General features: G+C 38.8%; 13 protein-coding genes. 1 reads left to right on the plus strand and 12 read right to left on the minus strand.

Annotation, left to right across the window (positions count from 1 at the left end; genetic code table 11):
• Positions 1-31 precede the first annotated feature (31 nt).
• The 9 genes from IEX65_RS13375 to IEX65_RS13415 all read right to left on the minus strand — a co-directional run bounded on the left by IEX65_RS13375 (position 32) and on the right by IEX65_RS13415 (position 15,640).
• Positions 32-2,425, minus strand: coding sequence for an ABC transporter permease (locus IEX65_RS13375; RefSeq protein ID WP_188766585.1), 2,394 nt, complete (start codon positions 2,423-2,425; stop codon positions 32-34).
• Between the two features lie 97 nt (positions 2,426-2,522).
• Positions 2,523-4,952 carry an ABC transporter permease gene (locus IEX65_RS13380; protein WP_188766586.1) on the minus strand — a complete coding sequence of 810 codons (2,430 nt, stop codon included), beginning with the start codon at positions 4,950-4,952 and terminating at the stop codon, positions 2,523-2,525.
• A gap of 24 nt (positions 4,953-4,976) precedes the next feature.
• A complete protein-coding gene (locus tag IEX65_RS13385) occupies positions 4,977-5,270 on the minus strand; it encodes a hypothetical protein (protein ID WP_188766587.1) in 294 nt (97 codons plus the stop codon).
• 31 nt (positions 5,271-5,301) lie between these two features.
• Positions 5,302-7,692: an ABC transporter permease gene (locus tag IEX65_RS13390; protein WP_188766588.1), complete on the minus strand. Its 2,391-nt coding sequence runs from the start codon at positions 7,690-7,692 to the stop codon at positions 5,302-5,304.
• A 67-nt stretch (positions 7,693-7,759) separates the two neighbouring features.
• Positions 7,760-10,174: an ABC transporter permease gene (locus tag IEX65_RS13395; RefSeq protein ID WP_188766589.1), complete on the minus strand. Its 2,415-nt coding sequence runs from the start codon at positions 10,172-10,174 to the stop codon at positions 7,760-7,762.
• A 22-nt stretch (positions 10,175-10,196) separates the two neighbouring features.
• Positions 10,197-11,048, minus strand: coding sequence for an alpha/beta hydrolase (locus IEX65_RS13400; protein ID WP_188766590.1), 852 nt, complete (start codon positions 11,046-11,048; stop codon positions 10,197-10,199).
• Between the two features lie 11 nt (positions 11,049-11,059).
• On the minus strand, positions 11,060-13,495 hold the full coding sequence (locus IEX65_RS13405) for an ABC transporter permease (protein WP_188766591.1): 2,436 nt from the start codon (positions 13,493-13,495) through the stop codon (positions 11,060-11,062).
• Positions 13,496-13,602: 107 nt separating this feature from the next.
• Entirely contained in the window at positions 13,603-14,280 is a 678-nt protein-coding gene (locus tag IEX65_RS13410) for an ABC transporter ATP-binding protein (protein WP_188766592.1), read from the minus strand.
• 112 nt (positions 14,281-14,392) lie between these two features.
• Positions 14,393-15,640, minus strand: coding sequence for an efflux RND transporter periplasmic adaptor subunit (locus tag IEX65_RS13415; RefSeq protein WP_188766593.1), 1,248 nt, complete (start codon positions 15,638-15,640; stop codon positions 14,393-14,395).
• Between the two features lie 300 nt (positions 15,641-15,940).
• Here IEX65_RS13415 and IEX65_RS13420 point away from each other — a divergent pair, with 300 nt between their 5' ends.
• A complete protein-coding gene (locus IEX65_RS13420; RefSeq protein ID WP_188766594.1) occupies positions 15,941-17,278 on the plus strand; it encodes a sigma-54-dependent transcriptional regulator in 1,338 nt (445 codons plus the stop codon).
• Here IEX65_RS13420 and IEX65_RS13425 read toward each other — a convergent pair.
• The 3 genes from IEX65_RS13425 to IEX65_RS13435 all read right to left on the minus strand — a co-directional run bounded on the left by IEX65_RS13425 (position 17,275) and on the right by IEX65_RS13435 (position 18,733).
• Positions 17,275-17,622 carry an ArsC family reductase gene (locus IEX65_RS13425; protein WP_188766595.1) on the minus strand — a complete coding sequence of 116 codons (348 nt, stop codon included), beginning with the start codon at positions 17,620-17,622 and terminating at the stop codon, positions 17,275-17,277. The two genes, IEX65_RS13420 and IEX65_RS13425, sit on opposite strands and share 4 nt — an antisense overlap.
• On the minus strand, positions 17,615-18,097 hold the full coding sequence (locus IEX65_RS13430) for a DinB family protein (RefSeq protein WP_188766596.1): 483 nt from the start codon (positions 18,095-18,097) through the stop codon (positions 17,615-17,617). Before IEX65_RS13430 ends, IEX65_RS13425 begins: the two co-directional genes overlap by 8 nt.
• A gap of 84 nt (positions 18,098-18,181) precedes the next feature.
• Positions 18,182-18,733 carry a DUF4136 domain-containing protein gene (locus tag IEX65_RS13435; protein WP_188766597.1) on the minus strand — a complete coding sequence of 184 codons (552 nt, stop codon included), beginning with the start codon at positions 18,731-18,733 and terminating at the stop codon, positions 18,182-18,184.
• Positions 18,734-18,778: the final 45 nt, after the last annotated feature.

Consider the following 18,778-nt stretch of genomic DNA (forward strand, 5'->3'; position numbering starts at 1 on the left):
AGAGACGTTTCATGAAACGTCTCTACGTGGGTTATTCCGTTTTCAATGATTTGACAGGGTTCATTATGGCGGCTTTGATGGCTTGGAAACTAACAGTTAGTAAAGTAATTGCCAAAGCCCCAATACCCGTTAGAGCAAAAATCCACCACGAAATATCAGTTCGGAAAGTATATTTTTGCATCCACTGGCTCATGAAAAAGTAAGCCATTGGCGAAGCAATAAAGAATGAGATGATAACCAAAACCACAAAGTCTTTTGATAATAAAGCCCAAATATTGGTGACGGTAGCCCCCAAAACCTTACGAACACCAATTTCTTTGGTACGTTGTTCGGCCACAAACGATGCCAAACCAAAAAGACCCAAGCAGCTAATAAAAATGGCCAAGATTGCAAAAAACGTAGCCAGTTTGCCTACTCTCTCTTCGTTGCCAAATTTTCTGCCATATTCTTCATTAACGAATTTGTATTCAAAAGGCTGGGCTGGATTATATTTTTTCAATACTTCTTCTATCTGGCTCAGCGATTCGCTGGCATTTTTGTTTGGATTAAGCTTAATGATTAACACATTTTCTTCTTCTCGAGATAAATGAAAAAGCGATGCACGAGATGGCTCATAAGGCGATTGAACAATCATGTTTTTTACAACTCCAATGACTTTATAAGACTTTCCATCCCATTTGATGATTTCATCGATGGCAGCCATCGGATTTTTATAGCCAATGTATTTTGCAGCCGCTTCATTCAGTACAAACGCTAACGAATCTGATGTGTATTGTCGAGAAAAATCTCGGCCAGCCACAAATTGCCAACCAATCGTTTTTCCATATTCGTGCGAAACTGGGTTGTTAGGAAAATCAACAGCTAAATTGGGGTCTTTTCCTTTCCAATCGAAACCACCATTGCTATTCCAGTGTTCGGTAAGTGGACTTCCAGATTCGGCTATATCGACCACTGCTCCCGACTTCCTTAATTCATCTCTCACTACATCAAAGTGTTTATGAATATCTGATGTTTGCATATAAATATTGATTAACCCATCTTTCGTATAGCCCAAAGGGCGGCTTTTTGCAAATTCAATTTGTCGAAAAACTACGATTGTGCCTATAATTAATGTAACCGAAACCGTAAACTGAATAACAACCAATATCTTACGTGGGACAGACGCAAAACGCCCTACTCGAAAAGTACCTTTTAGCACTTTGACTGGCTGAAAAGATGATAAATAAAGTGCTGGATAGCTACCCGCAATCAATCCTGTGAGCAAACTAAATGCAACACCGAGTATCCAAAAGACTGGGTTCATCCATAAAACACTCATTTTTTTATCGGCCAAGTCATTGAAGAGGGGTAAAATTAATAGCACTAAAATAATCGAAAGTACAAATGCTAAACTAACCACCAATAATGACTCGCTGAAAAATTGACTAATAAGTTGGCCACGTACCGAACCGATTGCCTTACGAATACCTACTTCTTTAGCACGTTTTTCGCTACGTGCAGTACTCAAATTCATGAAATTGATACAAGCCAAAAGCAATACAAAAACCCCAATAATGCCAAAAAGCCACACAAATTCAATACGGCCACCTACGTTAATACCATTTTTAAATTCACCGTATAGATGCCAATCTGACATCGGATGCAAGAAAACTTCGGGTTTATACCTTGCTTCCTCTTTGTCAAGTCTGTTTAATTTAACGTTCTTTATTTTAGCCGAAACTTTTTTCATATCGGCGTTTTCGGCAATTTGAGCAAATGTCTGAGTAAAGTTACTGCCCCACGGGTTTTCCATTTTTTTTATCCAATCATTGGTAATCAGATATAATTCCCAAGGCATGAGATACGAAACATCTTTTAAGGTCGAGTTATGCGGTAAATCTTCATAAACACCCGTTACTTTTACATCAGTTTTATTATCAATTTTCATTATTTTATCCATAGGGTCGGCATCGCCAAAATAGGCTTTGGCCACCGACTCCGACAGTAAAATAGAATATGGTTCTTTCAGTCCATCACGAGTACCTTTGAGCATTTTCAATGAAAGCATTTCAGTTACTTGTGGCTCAAAGTAGCTTCCACTCTTAGTAAACTTTTTCTCGCCAGCGGTCAGAATATGGCTCGAATTCCACGAAGATTGTAATACATATTTGAAATCACTACCATAATTATTCCTGATTTCTTCGGCCATCACTGCGGGGTTCGACATCTGAGTCTCTCTCTTACCGTTATACAAATTATGCTGCATTACTTGAGCAATACGGTCATAATTTTCGTGGTTTTTATCGAAAGTAAGTTCATCATAAATCCACAGACCTATGAGCATGGCCACCGCCATCCCAGTGGCTAAACCAAAAATGTTAATAAACGAGTAAACCTTGTTTTTGACAAGGTTACGGAGGGCGACTTTGAAATAATTTTTTATCATAGTTTTTTCATAATTTTGTAATTAGTTTCGGGGTTTCTACGCTCAGCCACCAATTTTAACGGTAACTGAACGTAACGGCCCACCGATGCCGCAGAAGTTACTCCGTTTTCAGGCTCTTTACGGGGTTCATCAAGGCAGTTTTGATTGCTTGATAACTAACCGTCAGCAAAGCCACCAAGATTGCCGAAATACCCGCCAATGCAAATATCCACCACGAGATTTCGACTTTATATTCAAAATCTTGCAACCATTTCTCCATCAAATAATAAGCAATCGGACTGGCGATGATGATGGCAGTCAGCACGAGTTTTAAGAAATCTTGGCTCAATAATGCGGTAATACTAAAGGTACTGGCTCCTAAAACTTTACGAATAGCAATTTCTTTTGTACGGCTTTCGGCAGTGAAAGTTGCCAAACCGAAAAGCCCCAAACACGCAATAATTATCGCCCAAACCGAGGCCGTAGTAAAAATTTGACTGTATTGCTGCTCTGATTGATACTGTTTATTGAAATTATCATCTACAAAAAAGTATTCGTAAGGATTTCCCGTAAAATAGGTTTTATAGATTTTCTCAAGATTAGCCACTTTCTCTTGAATATTCTCGGGCGTGAGTCTTACTGTTATATAAGCAGAATTATTTTGAGGATAAAAAATAATGGGTTGAATAGCTTGTTTTACGCCCACATGATGATAGTTTTTTACAACTCCGATAATTTCGAGTTGGCGTTCGTCCCACTGGATTCGAGTACGAATCGCTTCTTCAGGGGTAGCAAAGCCCAATGCCGCAATGGCAGTTTCGTTGAGCAGCACTTTGCTATTATCATTCCACTCTACATTACATTCGGCTTCGGTGAAATTTCGGCCTGCTTTTAATTCAATCCCGTAAGTTTTCAAATACTTTTCTCCAATAATTGCAAATGAATACGTTTTTTGTTCGTCGCCAGGTTTTGAATTTGGTTGAGTAAAACCTCCTGTCATGAAATTAAACCAACGACTCGGCACCGACCCCGAAACACAATAGTCTTGCACAAAACTCTGCTGATTTACGGCATTCATAAAAGCCATTTTTCGAGTTTTAAACGTACTGTCTTTGCCTACTTCTGCCCCTTGAATCACCAAAAGTTGGCTCGGATTTAAGCCTAAATCTTTAGTTTGCATGAAGCGTAATTGTCTGTAAATCAAGACCGTACCCAAAATCAACATAATTGAAATTGTGAACTGCGATACAACTAATGATTTACGTAAGAAAACTCCTTTCGAGCGTTTATTGAATTTTCCTTTAAGGGTTTCGATTGGGTTGAAATTCGATAAAATATAGGCAGTTAAAGCTCCCGAAAATACCGACCCAAAAAGCAGCAAAACCACTCCTACTAACCAAACTGGTGAAAGACTGATATTCGTAAAAGATAAGTTTTTACCGATTAACTCATTGAACACAGGTTGAAGCCCCACAACCAAAACAATGGCAAGAGCAAAACCAAGCAAATTAACGAGCATCGACTCGCCCAAAAACTGCCAAATCAAGTTCGATTGTGTAGCCCCAATGGCTTTTCTTACGCCTACTTCATTGGCTCGTTTCAACGAATTGGCCGTTGAAAGATTGATATAATTAAACCACGCAATAATCAAAATCAAAAAGGCAATTCCGCCCAGCATATACACATATTTCAGATTACTTGTGGTTTGTAAATCATCGGCGAAGGATTCGCCCAAATGAAGGTTAGCAAAGGCTTGTAATCGAAACTTCGTTCCGTCATTTTCTCTACCCAACTTATTTCTGAGTTGAGTAAGTTTTGTTTCAAAGGCTTTTGGGTTTACATCATTATTGAGGAGAAAGAAAGTATTGATATACTGCGAGTCGAGGTTATCGAGCCTTGCCCAGCCATTACCATTTAAGTTTGCAGGATTTTTGAGGGTTTCGAGCGAAAACACCATATCATACCTGATGTCCGAATTTTCGAGCATATCGGCATAAATACCTTCGACGGTATAAGCGGCGTTCCCAAACTGGTTATCGAGCGTAAGTACTTGACCTATAGGATTTTCTGAGCCAAAATATTTTTTAACCGAAGACTCCGACAAAAAAACTACGTTTGGTTTTTGTAATGATTTCGCACTACCTGCAACTAAAGGAAAACTAAAAAAATCAAAGAAATTTGCTTCGGCAAAGCCAATACCTGACTCACGGAAAGGTTCGCTTCCTTGTTTAGTACGTTTTACAACTCCTTTAGTTACGCCTTGCTCGAAACGGCAAAAATCTTTGATTTCGGGAAAAGCTTCTTTGGCTTTCATGGCCCACCCCGGCTCAATATCTGGCCAAGTTTCGCCTTTCGGGTTTTGATTCAAAAGTCGATACATATTTGGCAAATTGGCGTGAAAGCCATTGACACTCTGCTCAAGGCTAATGTATTCGAGAATGAATAAAAAAGCCGAAATACCCATAGCCAAACCAACAATATTGATAAAGCTATAGACCTTGTTACGAACAAGATTCCGAAATGCGATTTTTAGGTAGTTGCTTATCATGATTTTATATAGTTTTATGTTCGACTAAGCAAACTGCATCATTTCTTTTTGTTTTACCCAATCGTCTTTTTTTACGAATGTGATTGGCACAAAGGTTTCGGTTGGCGAACCGATATAATAGAGTGTCCAGTCTTGGTCGTAATTCGAAAGCATCTGACGGATACATTCGGCACGGTCAATGGTCGGAACCTCGCAATCAGCCCAATAAAAAAGCTCAACTTTATAATGTAGCTGTTGGCGTTCGCCATTAATAGTTACTTCGATTTCTACTTCTTGTTTGCCACTTCCCAAAGGCAATGGAATTGCGATATGTGCCATAGTTATACAAGTTTTAGGTTTTCGGTATAAATTACTCTGTTTTCAATGATTTCACAGGATTTACGGTAGCTGCTTTGATAGCTTGATAACTGACCGTCAGTAAGGTGATTATGACAGCCAAAAACACAACTACTATGAAAATGCTAAAATTGATACTGATTTTATAATCGTATTGCTTTAGCCAATCGTTCATAAAATAATAGGCAATCGGAATGGCTATGGCACAAGAAATTAAGACCAAAACCACAAAATCTTTTGAAAGTAACTGCCACAGATTTAGCACACTTGCACCTAAAACTTTTCTTACACCGATTTCTTTGGTACGTTGTTCGGCCATAAACGATGCCAAGCCAAAAAGCCCAAGACACGAGATAAAAATGGCCAAAACTGCAATAATTGCCGCCAAATTGCCTACCAATTCTTCGTAATTAAACTTTTTAGAGTATTCGTCGTCGGCAAATTTGTATTCAAACGGAAACCCAGGATTGTATTTATCGAAAATTGGTTTCATTTTACTGATTGCCTCCGAAGCCGAAACACTCGGGTTGATACGAACGCACAGATATGATACCCACCCTTTCTGAAAAATGATTGTCAGTGGAGAAATTTGGCGAAACGGCGACTCCATTTGCATATCTGGCACTACACCAACTACTCTTCTTATTCCGCCATTCCATTTCAAAATTTCGCCTACTGGATTTTTCAAACCCATACGTTTTACGGCAGCTTCGTTTAAAATTACTCCTATTGAGTCTGTCGAAAATTCTCTTGAAAAATCTCTACCTTCTTTAAGTTTAATACCCATCGTTTTGATGTAGTCGTACTCGGTAGCTATCGTTGAAAAAATAACTCCTTCATCGTTGGGTTGGCTATTTTTCCACGCCCAGCCCCTGTTGTTCGACCAGATTTGGGTTGGTGGCGAATTGGTTTTCGCAACCGAACTAACCATGCCCGAACTCAGCAGTTCGTGTTGTAGAGCATCAAAGTTTTTGTCAATATCATTTGTCCATTCAACCGAAATGAGTCCTTTCTGATTAAAGCCTATTGGTCGATTTTTGCCGTGCTGAATTTGTTGGTAGATAATAACTGTACCTATCATCAAAATTACCGAACAAGAAAACTGCATCACTACCAATATTTTGCGTGGTAATGAGCTACTTTTTCCTACTCGAATGTTACCTTTGAGTATCTTTACAGGATTGAAAGAAGACAAATAAAAAGCAGGATAACTACCTGACAACAAGCCTGTTATGAGAGTAAAAACTACTAATATGCTCCAAAACATTGGATTGCTTAGTTGTAAACTCATTTCTTTTTCGGTCAGCTTATTGAAGAAAGACAACGAAATAGCAACCATAATTAAGGCCAAAACAAAAGCCAAAACAGTAGTTAGTAGCGACTCGCTCAGAAACTGCCCAATGAGTTGCTCTCTACCCGAACCAACTGCCTTACGAACACCTATTTCTTTGGCTCTTTTTTCAGACCTTGCCGTACTCAGGTTCATGAAATTAATACAGGCTATCAGCAAAACAATAAAGCCCAAAATACCGAACATTCGTACATATTTGATGTAGCCACCAGTATTTACACCATTCTCAAAATCGCCATATAATCGCCATTTCGACATAGGATGAATAAGCAATTCTGGCTTTACTACATTGAGCATCAACTGATTATCTGAGAAGTGTTCTCTTACTACGTTTTTAATTTTTGCATTGATGCTTTCAGGGTTTGCCTTTTCGTTTAGCTGCACATAGACCTGCCAAGAGTTATTTCCCCAATTGGTTTTATGGTATTTTTTGATGTAATCGAACAAACTCTCTTGAAGATGAAAGGGTATCAAATAATCGAACGTAAGCGTACTATTTTTGGGTTGTTTAGCAACCACCGCCGTAACCTTCAAATTATGCTCATTATCCATTTTTATGATTTTCCCGATTGGGTTTTCGTTGCCAAAAAAAGACTTGGCTGTTTCGTCAGTCAGCACAATTGAGTATGGCTCATGCAACGGATTTTTATCGCCATTTAAAACCTCCAACGAAAACATATCAATGGCTTCTTCGCCGATATAATGCCCAAACTTATTGAATTTCCTATCGCCATAAATCAAAGAGTGATTACTGCCCCAGTCGCACATCGCAACGGCCTTAAAATCAGGAAATTTATTCTTCAGTTCTTCTCCAATCGGATAGGGCAAAGCCAGCTGCGTGCCACGATGCCCATCAAAGGTTTGGTGCATCATTACTCGGTAAAGTGAGTCATAGTTTTTATAGTGCTTGTTGGTCGAGAATTCGTCGTAAATCCATAGACCTATGAGCATAGCTACGGCCATTCCTGTAGCCAAGCCTAAAATATTGATAAATGAGTAAACCTTGTTCTTGACAAGATTTCGGAAGGCGATTTTTAAGTAATTGCGTATCATAATTTTGTGGGTTTTATATTTCGATTGTAGAGACAAGTGACAAGTCATACCTTGTCTCAACGTGCGTTTATTCCGATTTCAATGATTTCACTGGGTTCATCATGGCAGCTTTTATAGATTGATAACTTACTGTAAATAAGGTGATTAGCAACGCACTAAGGCCAGAAGCCACAAAAACCCACCAGCTAATTTCCGTTCTGTACGTATATTTTTGTAGCCAGTTATTCATGAAATAGTATGCGATTGGTGCAGCGATAAGGCAAGAGATTAAGACTAAAAGCACAAAATCTTTTGAAAGCATTTGCCAAAGGTTAGCAACAGAAGCACCTAACACTTTTCGAATTCCGATTTCTTTGGTGCGTTGCTCTGCCATGAAACTTGCCAAACCGAAAAGTCCCAAACATGAAATAAAAATGGCCAAAACCGTAAAAACAGTTGCCAACTTTCCAATTCGTTGTTCGGCTTTGAATTTTTGTCCGTATTCATCGCTTGTAAATTTGACCTGAAACGGAGCAGATGGTACTAATTTTTTCTGAATTGATTCAATTTTTGTCAATGCCTCATTTGCCGATAAGTTTGGTTTGATTTTTATTAGCATTTGTCCTAAATCATTTGGATTTTTTACATACCAATAAAACCCCATTTTTACAGGCTCAAACGGCGAGTCGGCCACTACGTCTTCTACCACTCCAATTATTTGTCGGCGTTGTTTGGTGTCATCATTGGTTATATATTCGCCAATCGGATTTTTCAAACCAAGATATTTTGCGGCCGATTCATTGATAATTACGGCTGCAGTATCGGTGCTAAAATCAGTCGAATAATCTCGCCCTTGTTTGAGTTTCCATTGAATAGTTTTACCATAATCTTCGTTTATCCATGTTACCGAAAAAGATGACTCCGATTCGGGATTTTTCCCTTTCCAAGTAAATCCTCCCCAATTGTCCCAAATTGCGTTTACAGGGCTATTCGAAAAAGCCACTTTTTCTGCTACCCCGTTTCTAAGAATCTCTTCTTTCATTATCAATTTATTATTATTGAAATTTGGGTCGTCCATCGGAATTCTTATCAAACTCTCTTTATTATAGCCAATGGGGCGATTTTGAGCATGTTGAATTTGTTGATAAACGATGATTGTACCTATGACCAGAATTATTGAAACTGTGAATTGCACTACCACTAATACTTTACGTGGCAACGAAGCATATTTGCCCAGTCGGATTGTGCCTTTAAGCACTTTTATAGGCTCGAATGACGACAAGTAAAATGCGGGATAAATACCTGATAATAAAGAAGTTGTTAGTAAAAAAAACAAACAAATTAACCAAAAATAGAGGTTTGATATTGGCAATTGGATATTCTTATCAGTCAGCTCATTGAATGGTGCAATAGAAAGCAAAACCAAGATAATTGTAATAATAAAAGCAAAAAAAACAACCAAAAACGACTCACTCAAAAATTGATTAACTAACTGGGATTTTACGGAGCCAATGGCTTTGCGAATTCCTACTTCTTTGGCTCGTTTTTCGCTACGAGCGGTGCTTAGGTTCATAAAATTGATACACGCCAACAACAATACAAATAACCCAACAATAGCAAAAAGCCATACAAAAGTTATACGCCCCCCAGCTGGGTATCCATCTTTGAACTCAGAGTAGAGATACCAGTTTTTCATTGGGTTTAAATAAAGAATTGCTTGGTATTTTTGGGCAAGTTCTTTAAAATCATCGGGGGCATCTTTGAAATAGAAATCCTTGATAACCGCATTTGCTTGTTCGATACTTACGTTATCGTTGGTTTGTACAAAAAGACGTTGTGAACTATTGTGCCAATTGGTTTCATTGGCTTTAATGTCTGGGAATGTTGCCTTGATGTTCTCAAAATTTCCGATGAATTGTACATCGCCCAGAAAAGAGTTCTTGACAATATCTTCATAGACTCCTGTAATTTTACAGTCTATCTTATTATTTAGCTTAATTGCTTGACCAATTGGGTCTTTTTCGCCAAAAAGTGCTTTCGAGGTCGATTCCGAAATAACGATTCCTTGTGGGTCGTTTAGGCTTTCTTTGTTACCTTTGAGCATTTTCACCGAAAACATGTCAAGCACACCATTATCGAAAAACTGCCCATTTTTCACAAAGTTGTTCTCACCAATTTTTATCGAATAATTGCCCGCCCATTGCAGCAAGATTACATGTTTGAAAAGATGTCCGTATTTTTGACGCAATACCGTTGCCACTGGTTGTGGCATAGTGGTTGCATAATCAGCTTTTTTTTCTAATGGCTCAATTACGTGGTTATGTACGTGTCCAATTCGGTCATAGTTTTGGATATTACGGTTATAACTTACTTCGTCATACACCCAAAGCCCAATGAGCATCGCCACAGCCATACCTACGGCAAGCCCACCAATATTGATAAATGAGTAAACCTTGTTTTTTTGAAGGTTTCTGAATGCGATTTTTAGGTAATTGCGTATCATAATTTTGTGGTTAAAAACTTACTCAGTTTTTCTTATTTTTATAGTCAGCCAAAATACTTTTGAGACCATAATAAGTACCTGGAAAAACGATTGTTCCGTGCGTTTCATTGGGTAGTTCTAAATAACTATACTCCAATGATTTAGGCCGTTTTTTATCTAAATAATCAAGTAGCTCGACGTTTGCTGGAAATCTGACAGGGATTTTTATATCTTTCCGACATTCAAATATTTTACCTTTGAAATCTGGGTTTTTATTCAAAAAGTCAATTAATTCTTTGCCAATTTTGCCTTTATTCCACCATGTACTACCATCAATTGAAATGATAGCCTGAAAAAGATTGGGCTTTTTATACAAAGCATAATAGGCCAGCAACCCTCCTGTTGAATGTCCAATGATTACTCTATAAGGCTGCGTTCGGTACTTTTTTTCTACGTTTGGAATCAATTCTTTTTCTAAATACTCAAGAAAATTATCAGCTCCGCCCGCAGTTTTCAAGTCTTGTGCCTGTCCAGAATCTTCATCGACTTTTGGCGAAAAATCTCGGCCTCTATTATTTGTCGTAATGCCTATAATAATACAATTTGGTGCGATTCCGCTCTGAGCCAACAAACTTGCGGCATCGGTGGTCAACGAAAAATAATATTCACCATCTAAGACATACACAACAGGGTATTTCTCTGAATTTTTATCGTAATCGTCGGGCAAATAGACAAACGCCTTACTTTTTTCTTTCAATACTTGAGAGTCAATCGTAAAATCAGTCATATTGCCCTTAGTATAGGCAAATTGAGCAAATGCCGTATTCAACGAGAGCAATACTACTAAGCTAAATTTAAAAATTAGCTCAAGATTTCTGTTGATTGTTAGTCTCATAGTATTAGTTTTTATTCCGTTTTCAAACTCTTCACAGGATTCATCAAAGCGGCTTTTATAGCCTGATAACTCACTGTTAGTAAAGCAATTAGTAAGATAACAATGCCTGCTACCACAAAAACCCACAACGAAATATCGGTTTTAAATGCAAAATCTTTCAGCCAAGTACTCATGGCATAATAGGCCAATGGCGAAGCTATCACAAAGGCAAGGCAAACCAGTTTTAGGAAGTCTTTTGAAAGCAACTGAACGATGCTCCAAATACTCGCTCCCAGCACTTTTCTGACGCCAATTTCTTTGGTGCGTTGCTCGGCTATGTACGTGATTAGCCCAAATAAACCCAAGCAAGCTATCAAGACCGTAAGCCCCGCAAAAATCAAAGAAATTTGACCAATTCGTTGTTCGGCTCGGTACATTTCATCGAACGATTCGTTCATAAAATGATAGTTGAAAGGCATTTCTGGAGCAAAAACCTTCCATTTTGCTTCTATTTGTTTGATAAGCGTTTGTGGCTCTTCGGTATTGATTTTGAAGGCCGTTACCCACGCACTTCTGCCATAACGGAAGCACAAAGGCCCAACTGCCTCACGCATAGATGAATAGTGAAAATTCTTGACAAGACCCACAACCGTCAGAGCTTCAACATCATTCGGATTGCCGTTATTGATGTATAGTTTTTTACCGATTGGGTCATCAAAGCCAATCAGTTTGGCGGCTTGTTCGTTTAAAATTATGCCCGAAGAATCGGTGCTGAATGCTTTCGAGAAATTTCTACCTTTCAAAATCTCCATATCAAGCGTTGGGATATAATCTTCATCAATTTCCCATGCTTGCATATTAAAGCTATTTTGGGTATTAAAAACCGCTTCGGTTGAAAAGGTATTATCGCTTCTTGAAGAGTTGGCTACTGGCAAAAATCCCGCAAAGGTGGCATTTTTTACGCCTGCCATTTTCTTTACTTCTTCTTTGAAAACATTATTGTTATCTCGCAGCGAAGATGTGCCTGTCACGACCAAGATTTGGTCTTTTGAGAAACCTAAATTTTTGTGTTGAATGTAATTGAGCTGGCGATAAATGATAAAGGTTGAAATAACCAAAACCAATGACGTGACAAACTGAAAAGTAACTAAAGCATTTCGGAAATTTGAACGTCGGAAATTAGCGTTGAGTTTACTTTTTAAAACCTCAATTGGTCGGAAAGATGACAAGAAAAATGAAGGATAATAACCCGCCAAAACACCTACAATTAAAGGCAAAAGCACCAAAAAAGGCAAATATTGCGGCTGAAAAAGCGATTGAGTGGTAAATTGTTTTCCAGCTATTTCATTAAAGGATGGAATCAATAAAATTGTGATTACCAATGCTATAACGAATGCCAAATAACTCGTAAGCACCGACTCAGACATGAATTGCATGATAAGGCTATTGCGTTGAGTACCCATTACTTTACGAATACCTACCTCTTTAGCACGATTGGCCGAGCGAGCCGTACTGAGATTCATGAAATTGATGCACGCAATGAGCAATAGAAACAAGGCAACCACCGAAAAAATATACACATACTGAATATCACTATTGGGGCCGATTTCATAAATTCGGTCAGATTTTAGGTGGATATCCAACAACGGTGTGAGCGAGTATTTTAAGTAATTGCCGCCTTTTTTGAAATCATCCATGCTTTTTATATCCATGAAAGCCTTCGCCTGTGGCAAGATATATTTATCAACAACTACATCGAATTTCTTCTCAAACTGCTTATAATCAACCCCTTCTCGGAGTTTGATATAGGTATAGAAATTATGACTCAAGAAATTATCGAACTTATAATCGTTGATATTCTTGAACGGAAAAAACATATCGGTCTGAAAATGTGCGTTGGTGGGCATATCTTCATAAACCGCCGTAACTTTATATTCGACAGGATTTTGCAACCCAACCGTAAGGGTTTTACCCACAGCCGAAGTACTGCCAAAGTATTTTTGTGCAGCCGTTTGACTGATAATAAGGGTATTTGGTTCGGCTAAAACTTTCTTGGAGTCGCCTTCGAGGATATTCAGCGGAAAAACATCCAAAAGCGTGGAGTCGGCGTGAAGACAGTTATTCTCAATGAGAAACTCGCTACCTTTTTTGATAAAACGGCGACTATTATTTGCATAAAGGCGAACATACTGCTCGACTTCGGCATAATCTTTTTTGAGTGTAGCACCAAACGGGTCAGAGCTAACGGCCATGCGTTGTTCGGCTCCGCCAAACTTAATATCAGAGTTGATACGATAGATTCGTTCGGCATCTTTAAACTGTCGGTCGTAGCTGAGCTCATCAACAACATAGAGTGTTATCAATAAAAAACAAGTAAGTCCAATAGCTAAACCAAAAATATTGATGAAGCTATATAGCTTGTTTTTGAGAAGGTTTCTCCAAGCGATTTTTAAGTAGTTTTGTAGCATATCGCCCCCTACCCCTAAAGGGGAGTTTTTGTTTAAGTAATAGTTAATTTTTCATAATTATTATCCCGTCTCACCCTTTAGAGGCTGGGTTGGTCTATCGCTGTGAATTACACATGGAAATTCTCGGTCACGACCTTTCCATCAAATAAGTTGATAATTCGGTGTGAGAAACCAGCATCGTAAGGCGAGTGCGTTACCATCACGATAGTTGTGCCTTCGTTATTGAGTTCTTGTAAAAGTTTCATTACTTCTTCGCCATTTGTCGAGTCGAGATTACCTGTTGGCTCATCGGCCAAAATCATTTTTGGCTTAGCTACTACCGCACGAGCAATGGCCACACGCTGCTGCTGTCCACCCGAAAGTTGTTGCGGAAAGTGATTGCGTCGGTGCATCATATTCATGCGTTCGAGGGCCAATTCTACTTTTTGTTTACGCTCGTCGGCAGGTGTTTTTAAATAAAGCAAAGGCAGCTCAACGTTTTCATAAACCGTTAGTTCGTCAATCAGATTGAAGCTTTGAAACACAAATCCGATTGAACCTTTGCGAAGCGAAGCACGCTGACGCTCCGACATCGTGGCTACTTCGTTGCCGTAGAAATCGTAGCTTCCACCTGATGGATTATCGAGCAAGCCTAAAATATTAAGCAAGGTTGATTTTCCACAGCCAGAAGGCCCCATGATGGCTACAAATTCGCCATCTTTGATTTCCATAGTAATGCCATTTAAGGCAGTTGTTTCTACTTCCTCGGTAGTGAAGATTTTCTGAAGGTTGGTTGTTTTTATCATAAAAAGCCCCTAACCCCTAAAGGGGAACTATTGCTGGGGTAGCAATTTATTTTTTAGTGATACATTCAATATAATAATTATCGAAACAAAAACTCCCCTTTAGGGGCGGAGGCTAAAAGCTTAGAACCTCATTATCCCCAAAATTCTCGTACGAACTTGTGATTACTTGCTCGCCTACTTGTAAGCCTTCTAAGACCTCGAAATATTCTGGATTTTTACGTCCCAAAGTTATCTTGCGTTTCTGAGCTTTTTTGCCCGATTTATCCACAACATATACCCAATTTCCGCCAGTATCAGAGAAAAATCCACCTACTGGAATCAGTACTGCTTTTGTTGCTTTGCCCAATTCTAAACGAATCGGTGAAGATTGTCCACGCTTGATGCCTTCGGGAACTCCTTTAGCAAAAACCATATCTACTTGGAAACGACCATTGCGTACTTCGGGATAAATCTTTGTGATTTCTAAGTCGAAATTTTTACCGTTAAACTCAAACGAACCACCCAAGCCAGCAAAAATTCTTGAAATATAATGTTCGTCAATATCAACTCGCATCTTAAAACCATTCAAATCATCAATTTGTCCGATGTTTTGCCCTTGATTGATGTTAGAACCAACCTCTACATCAATGCTCGAAAGTAAACCACCAACTGGGGCTTTTACCACCAAGTTTTCGAGGGTTTCACGCCATAATTGCACGTTTTTTTGCGTTCTTTCGAGCGTTCCTTCGAGTTGTTTTATCTGCATTGCCGCATTTTCTTCTTGGTATTTCGACGATTCAAGTGTGATTTCACGTTGTTTTACGAGTTTTTCATAATCACGTTTCGACTTCATAAAATCCGACTCGGCAATCACTTTATCGTTATTCAGCTTTTTATTTCTATCGTATAAATCTTTGGCTTGGTCAATCTGAAAATCGAGGTCGTTGAGAGTTTGGCGAATCGTAAATTTCTCTACTTTCAAACGTTGACGAGTATTTTGTAGGTCATTCACCAATCGGCTCGCTTCGGTTTCTGACTGCAAGAAATTAAGTTTGAGGTTTTGGTTTTCGAGTTTCAAAATTACTTGTCCCTGTTTCACCATATTTCCACCATCGACAACTTTTTCTTTCACATATCCACCCACAATGGCATCGAGTCTGATAGTTTTTAAAGGTAAAACTACGCCCGTTACGACGATGAATTCATCAAAATCGCCTTGAGTTACGGTCGAAACCGTTAGTTTATCTTTTTCAACATTGAGTTTTGAACGTTTATCAGCAAAGGCAAATTGCCATACCAAAAAAACGGCCAATAATGCACCTCCGCCAATCATTGCAATTCGCTGTGTGTTCCAAAACTTTTTCTGTATCTGTCTGTCCATTGTACTAAATGCTATTGTCTTTTCTAATTCATTTTTCTCAAATTTATTCCAAAGCTGTGCCAAAAAGGCAATTATCTGATTATCAATAACTTACAAAAACACTAAGATTTTAAACTGTCCGTTTTCGGACATTCTTTGTACGCTGTCGGACGATTTCTAAATATCGCCAAATTGCCCCAAAAATTTTTAAATTATAGACAAATAGCTAATAATCAAACGATTATAAAAAAGCTTTGGCAGAAGAATTTGTAGCGGAATAATTTTTGTCATAGATTAGCTAAAAGAAAAAGCTAAAAGAAAATGTCGAAACTCCTAATAATTGATGATGATGTTGATGTGCTAAGTGCCGCTAAATTATTCCTGAAACGCCACTTCACGCAAGTTGATATTGAGAAAAATCCCGAACGCATTCCGTTTTTGATTACAAATGGGGCCTACGATGTGGTTTTGCTCGATATGAATTTTACTCGTGATGTAAATACGGGCAAAGAAGGTTTCGAGTGGCTCGACCGTATTTTGGACATTGACCCACGCATTTCGGTGGTGCTTTTTACGGCTTATGGTGATGTAGAAATGGCTGTGCGAGCCATAAAAATGGGAGCAGTTGATTTTGTGCTAAAGCCCTGGGAAAACACCAAGCTACTCGAAACCATGCAGTCGGCCTATGAAATGCGATTGCAGAAAACTGGCAAAAGCGAAGAAAAGAAAAAGCCAAGTAGCAAAGTAGAAATCATTGGTAGTAGCCCCGCAATGCTCAAAATTTTTGAAACCATTGAGCGAGTAGCAGCGACTGATGCAAATATTCTGATTTTAGGAGAAAATGGAACTGGTAAAGATTTGATAGCGAGGTCGTTACACGAAAAATCGAATCGTGCAGAAATGCCATTTGTACATTCAGATTTGGGTGCAATTTCAGAAACTTTGTTTGAAAGTGAGCTTTTCGGACACGTAAAAGGAGCATTTACCGATGCCCGTGAAGACCGAACAGGCAGATTTGAAGAAGCCAACAGCGGAACGATTTTCTTAGATGAAATAGGAAATATTCCACTGCCGTTACAAGCCAAACTATTGAATGTTTTACAAAACAGAAGTATAACGAAAGTTGGCTCGAACAAACCAAAAAATATTGATATTCGTTTGATTTGTGCCACCAACGAGCCAATCTACGACCGAGTTGCTCAACGCACTTTCCGTCAAGATTTACTTTATAGAATCAATACCATTGAAATAAAACTTCCCGCCTTGCGTGAACGCCCCGAAGATATTTTGCCTTTGGCAGAGCATTTTTTGAAGATTTACCGCAAAAAATATAATCGACCTGTTAGTAGTATCAGTGCGGCTTTGGGCAAGCAATTACAGCGTTATCATTGGGCAGGAAATGTGCGTGAACTCCAACACGCAGTTGAGCGTGCCGTGATACTTTCGCAAGGAAATGCCCTACAACCAGAAGATTTTTTCTTCGAGACAAGACAAGAAACAGCACCTTCGTTCGACCAAACTTACCAATTGGAAGAAGTAGAGAAGATGCTGATTATCAAGACTCTAAAGAAATTCAACGGCAACATCACCGACGCCGCCCGAGAAATGGGACTCACTCGACAAGCTCTTTATCGGAGAGTGGAGAAGTATGGGATTTAAGAAAATATGTTTTCATATTCCTCAGCGTTGAAACCAATCGCTAAAATCTTGTCTGATTCTACAATTGGGCGTTTGATGACCGATGTTTTTTCGAGCATTAAAGTTATTGCCGAAGCATTATCGGTGATTTGTGCTTTTTCTTCGTCGGTTAGTTTTTTGAAAGTCGTACCTGCACGATTTATGAGTTTATCATAAGGCACTTGCGTGAGCCATTCTTCGAGTTTGGCTTCACTGATACCAAGTTTTTTATAATCATGAAACTCGTAGGCTACGTTGTGGTCTTTGAGCCACGTAATGGCTTTTTTTACTGTATCACAGTTCGGGATTCCGTAAACTTTAAGCATTTCTAAGTCGGTTTGCGAGGTTTTTAAGAATTTTCATTTCGCCCAAATGCTCGGTTTCGTGGTTATAGAAAAACCATAGCAATTCGGCATTCGTTCGAGGGTCTGGGCCTATTTTTATGGAAGATTCTTGCTGCAAGTATTCGTCAGAAGCTATCTCAATAAGTGCATTTATTTGCTCACCACGCTTCACAAAATGCTCAAGAATCAAGCTAAGTTCAGGGTAAGCGTCGTTGGCTTTTAATACTGAATCTTTTCCGAATAATTCTCTTTCGTTTTCGTAAACCTCCAATTGAGCCGATGGATTTAAGATTTTAATAATCGTATTTCGGACGGTTGTAGCGTGACCAAGATTCCAAAGAAAATTATTTACGGCATCGTATGGGCGAAAGAGGACTTCTTCTTGCGAAAGACCTTCGGCAAATTTTACTATTTTACGAGTATTCAACGAAAGTCCTTTTTGTAATTCTGTTAGCATAAATAGGTTTTAGTAAAGATTGAAAAAAATAAAAAGAGTCGAACACCAACTTGTGATATTCGACTCCTGAAACACAACATCATTTCAATAAATAATGTTCCCTTTGGATTTTTGTGTTTTATCGGCTGTAGCTAAGAGCGGATACTGGTCAAAAATATTTCTGACGATACTCTTAAAATAGTTTTTCTTCGATGATGCTTTATTAAAAATTCCGGTGGCATATCCACGCCAAACCACTTCGCTGGTTTCTGCTTCTATCATCGAAATCATGAGCGTCCCACGTCCTAATTCATATTTTATAGGGCGATACAAATAACTTTCATCTTCTGTCGAAACCCAATTCATCAACGATGGCTGTTCGTAGCCTTTGTACTTGAGTCGGTCGTAGTAGATAGAAAAGTTTACAAACACATTAGGTTTTTGGGCATTAAACTCATAACCCCTTGCACGCATCTGATACTGAATAGCTTGCTGCACATCTTCGCACAAGATATTTGTATCTCGTTCGCAATCAACAAACGCATAGGTTTGGTATTTTTTGAAGTGGGTCGAATAACGATAGTCGTTATCAACAAAAACTCTCGTACATCCACTCAGAAAAGCCAATAAGCTCAGAAATAATAGTAGTTTTTTCATACCCCCATCCGAATCGTCGGACCGTCCCCAAAGGGGAGTTTTGAT

Origin of the sequence: Emticicia aquatilis, from assembly GCF_014644295.1 — a bacterium.
Taxonomy (GTDB): domain Bacteria; phylum Bacteroidota; class Bacteroidia; order Cytophagales; family Spirosomataceae; genus Emticicia; species Emticicia aquatilis.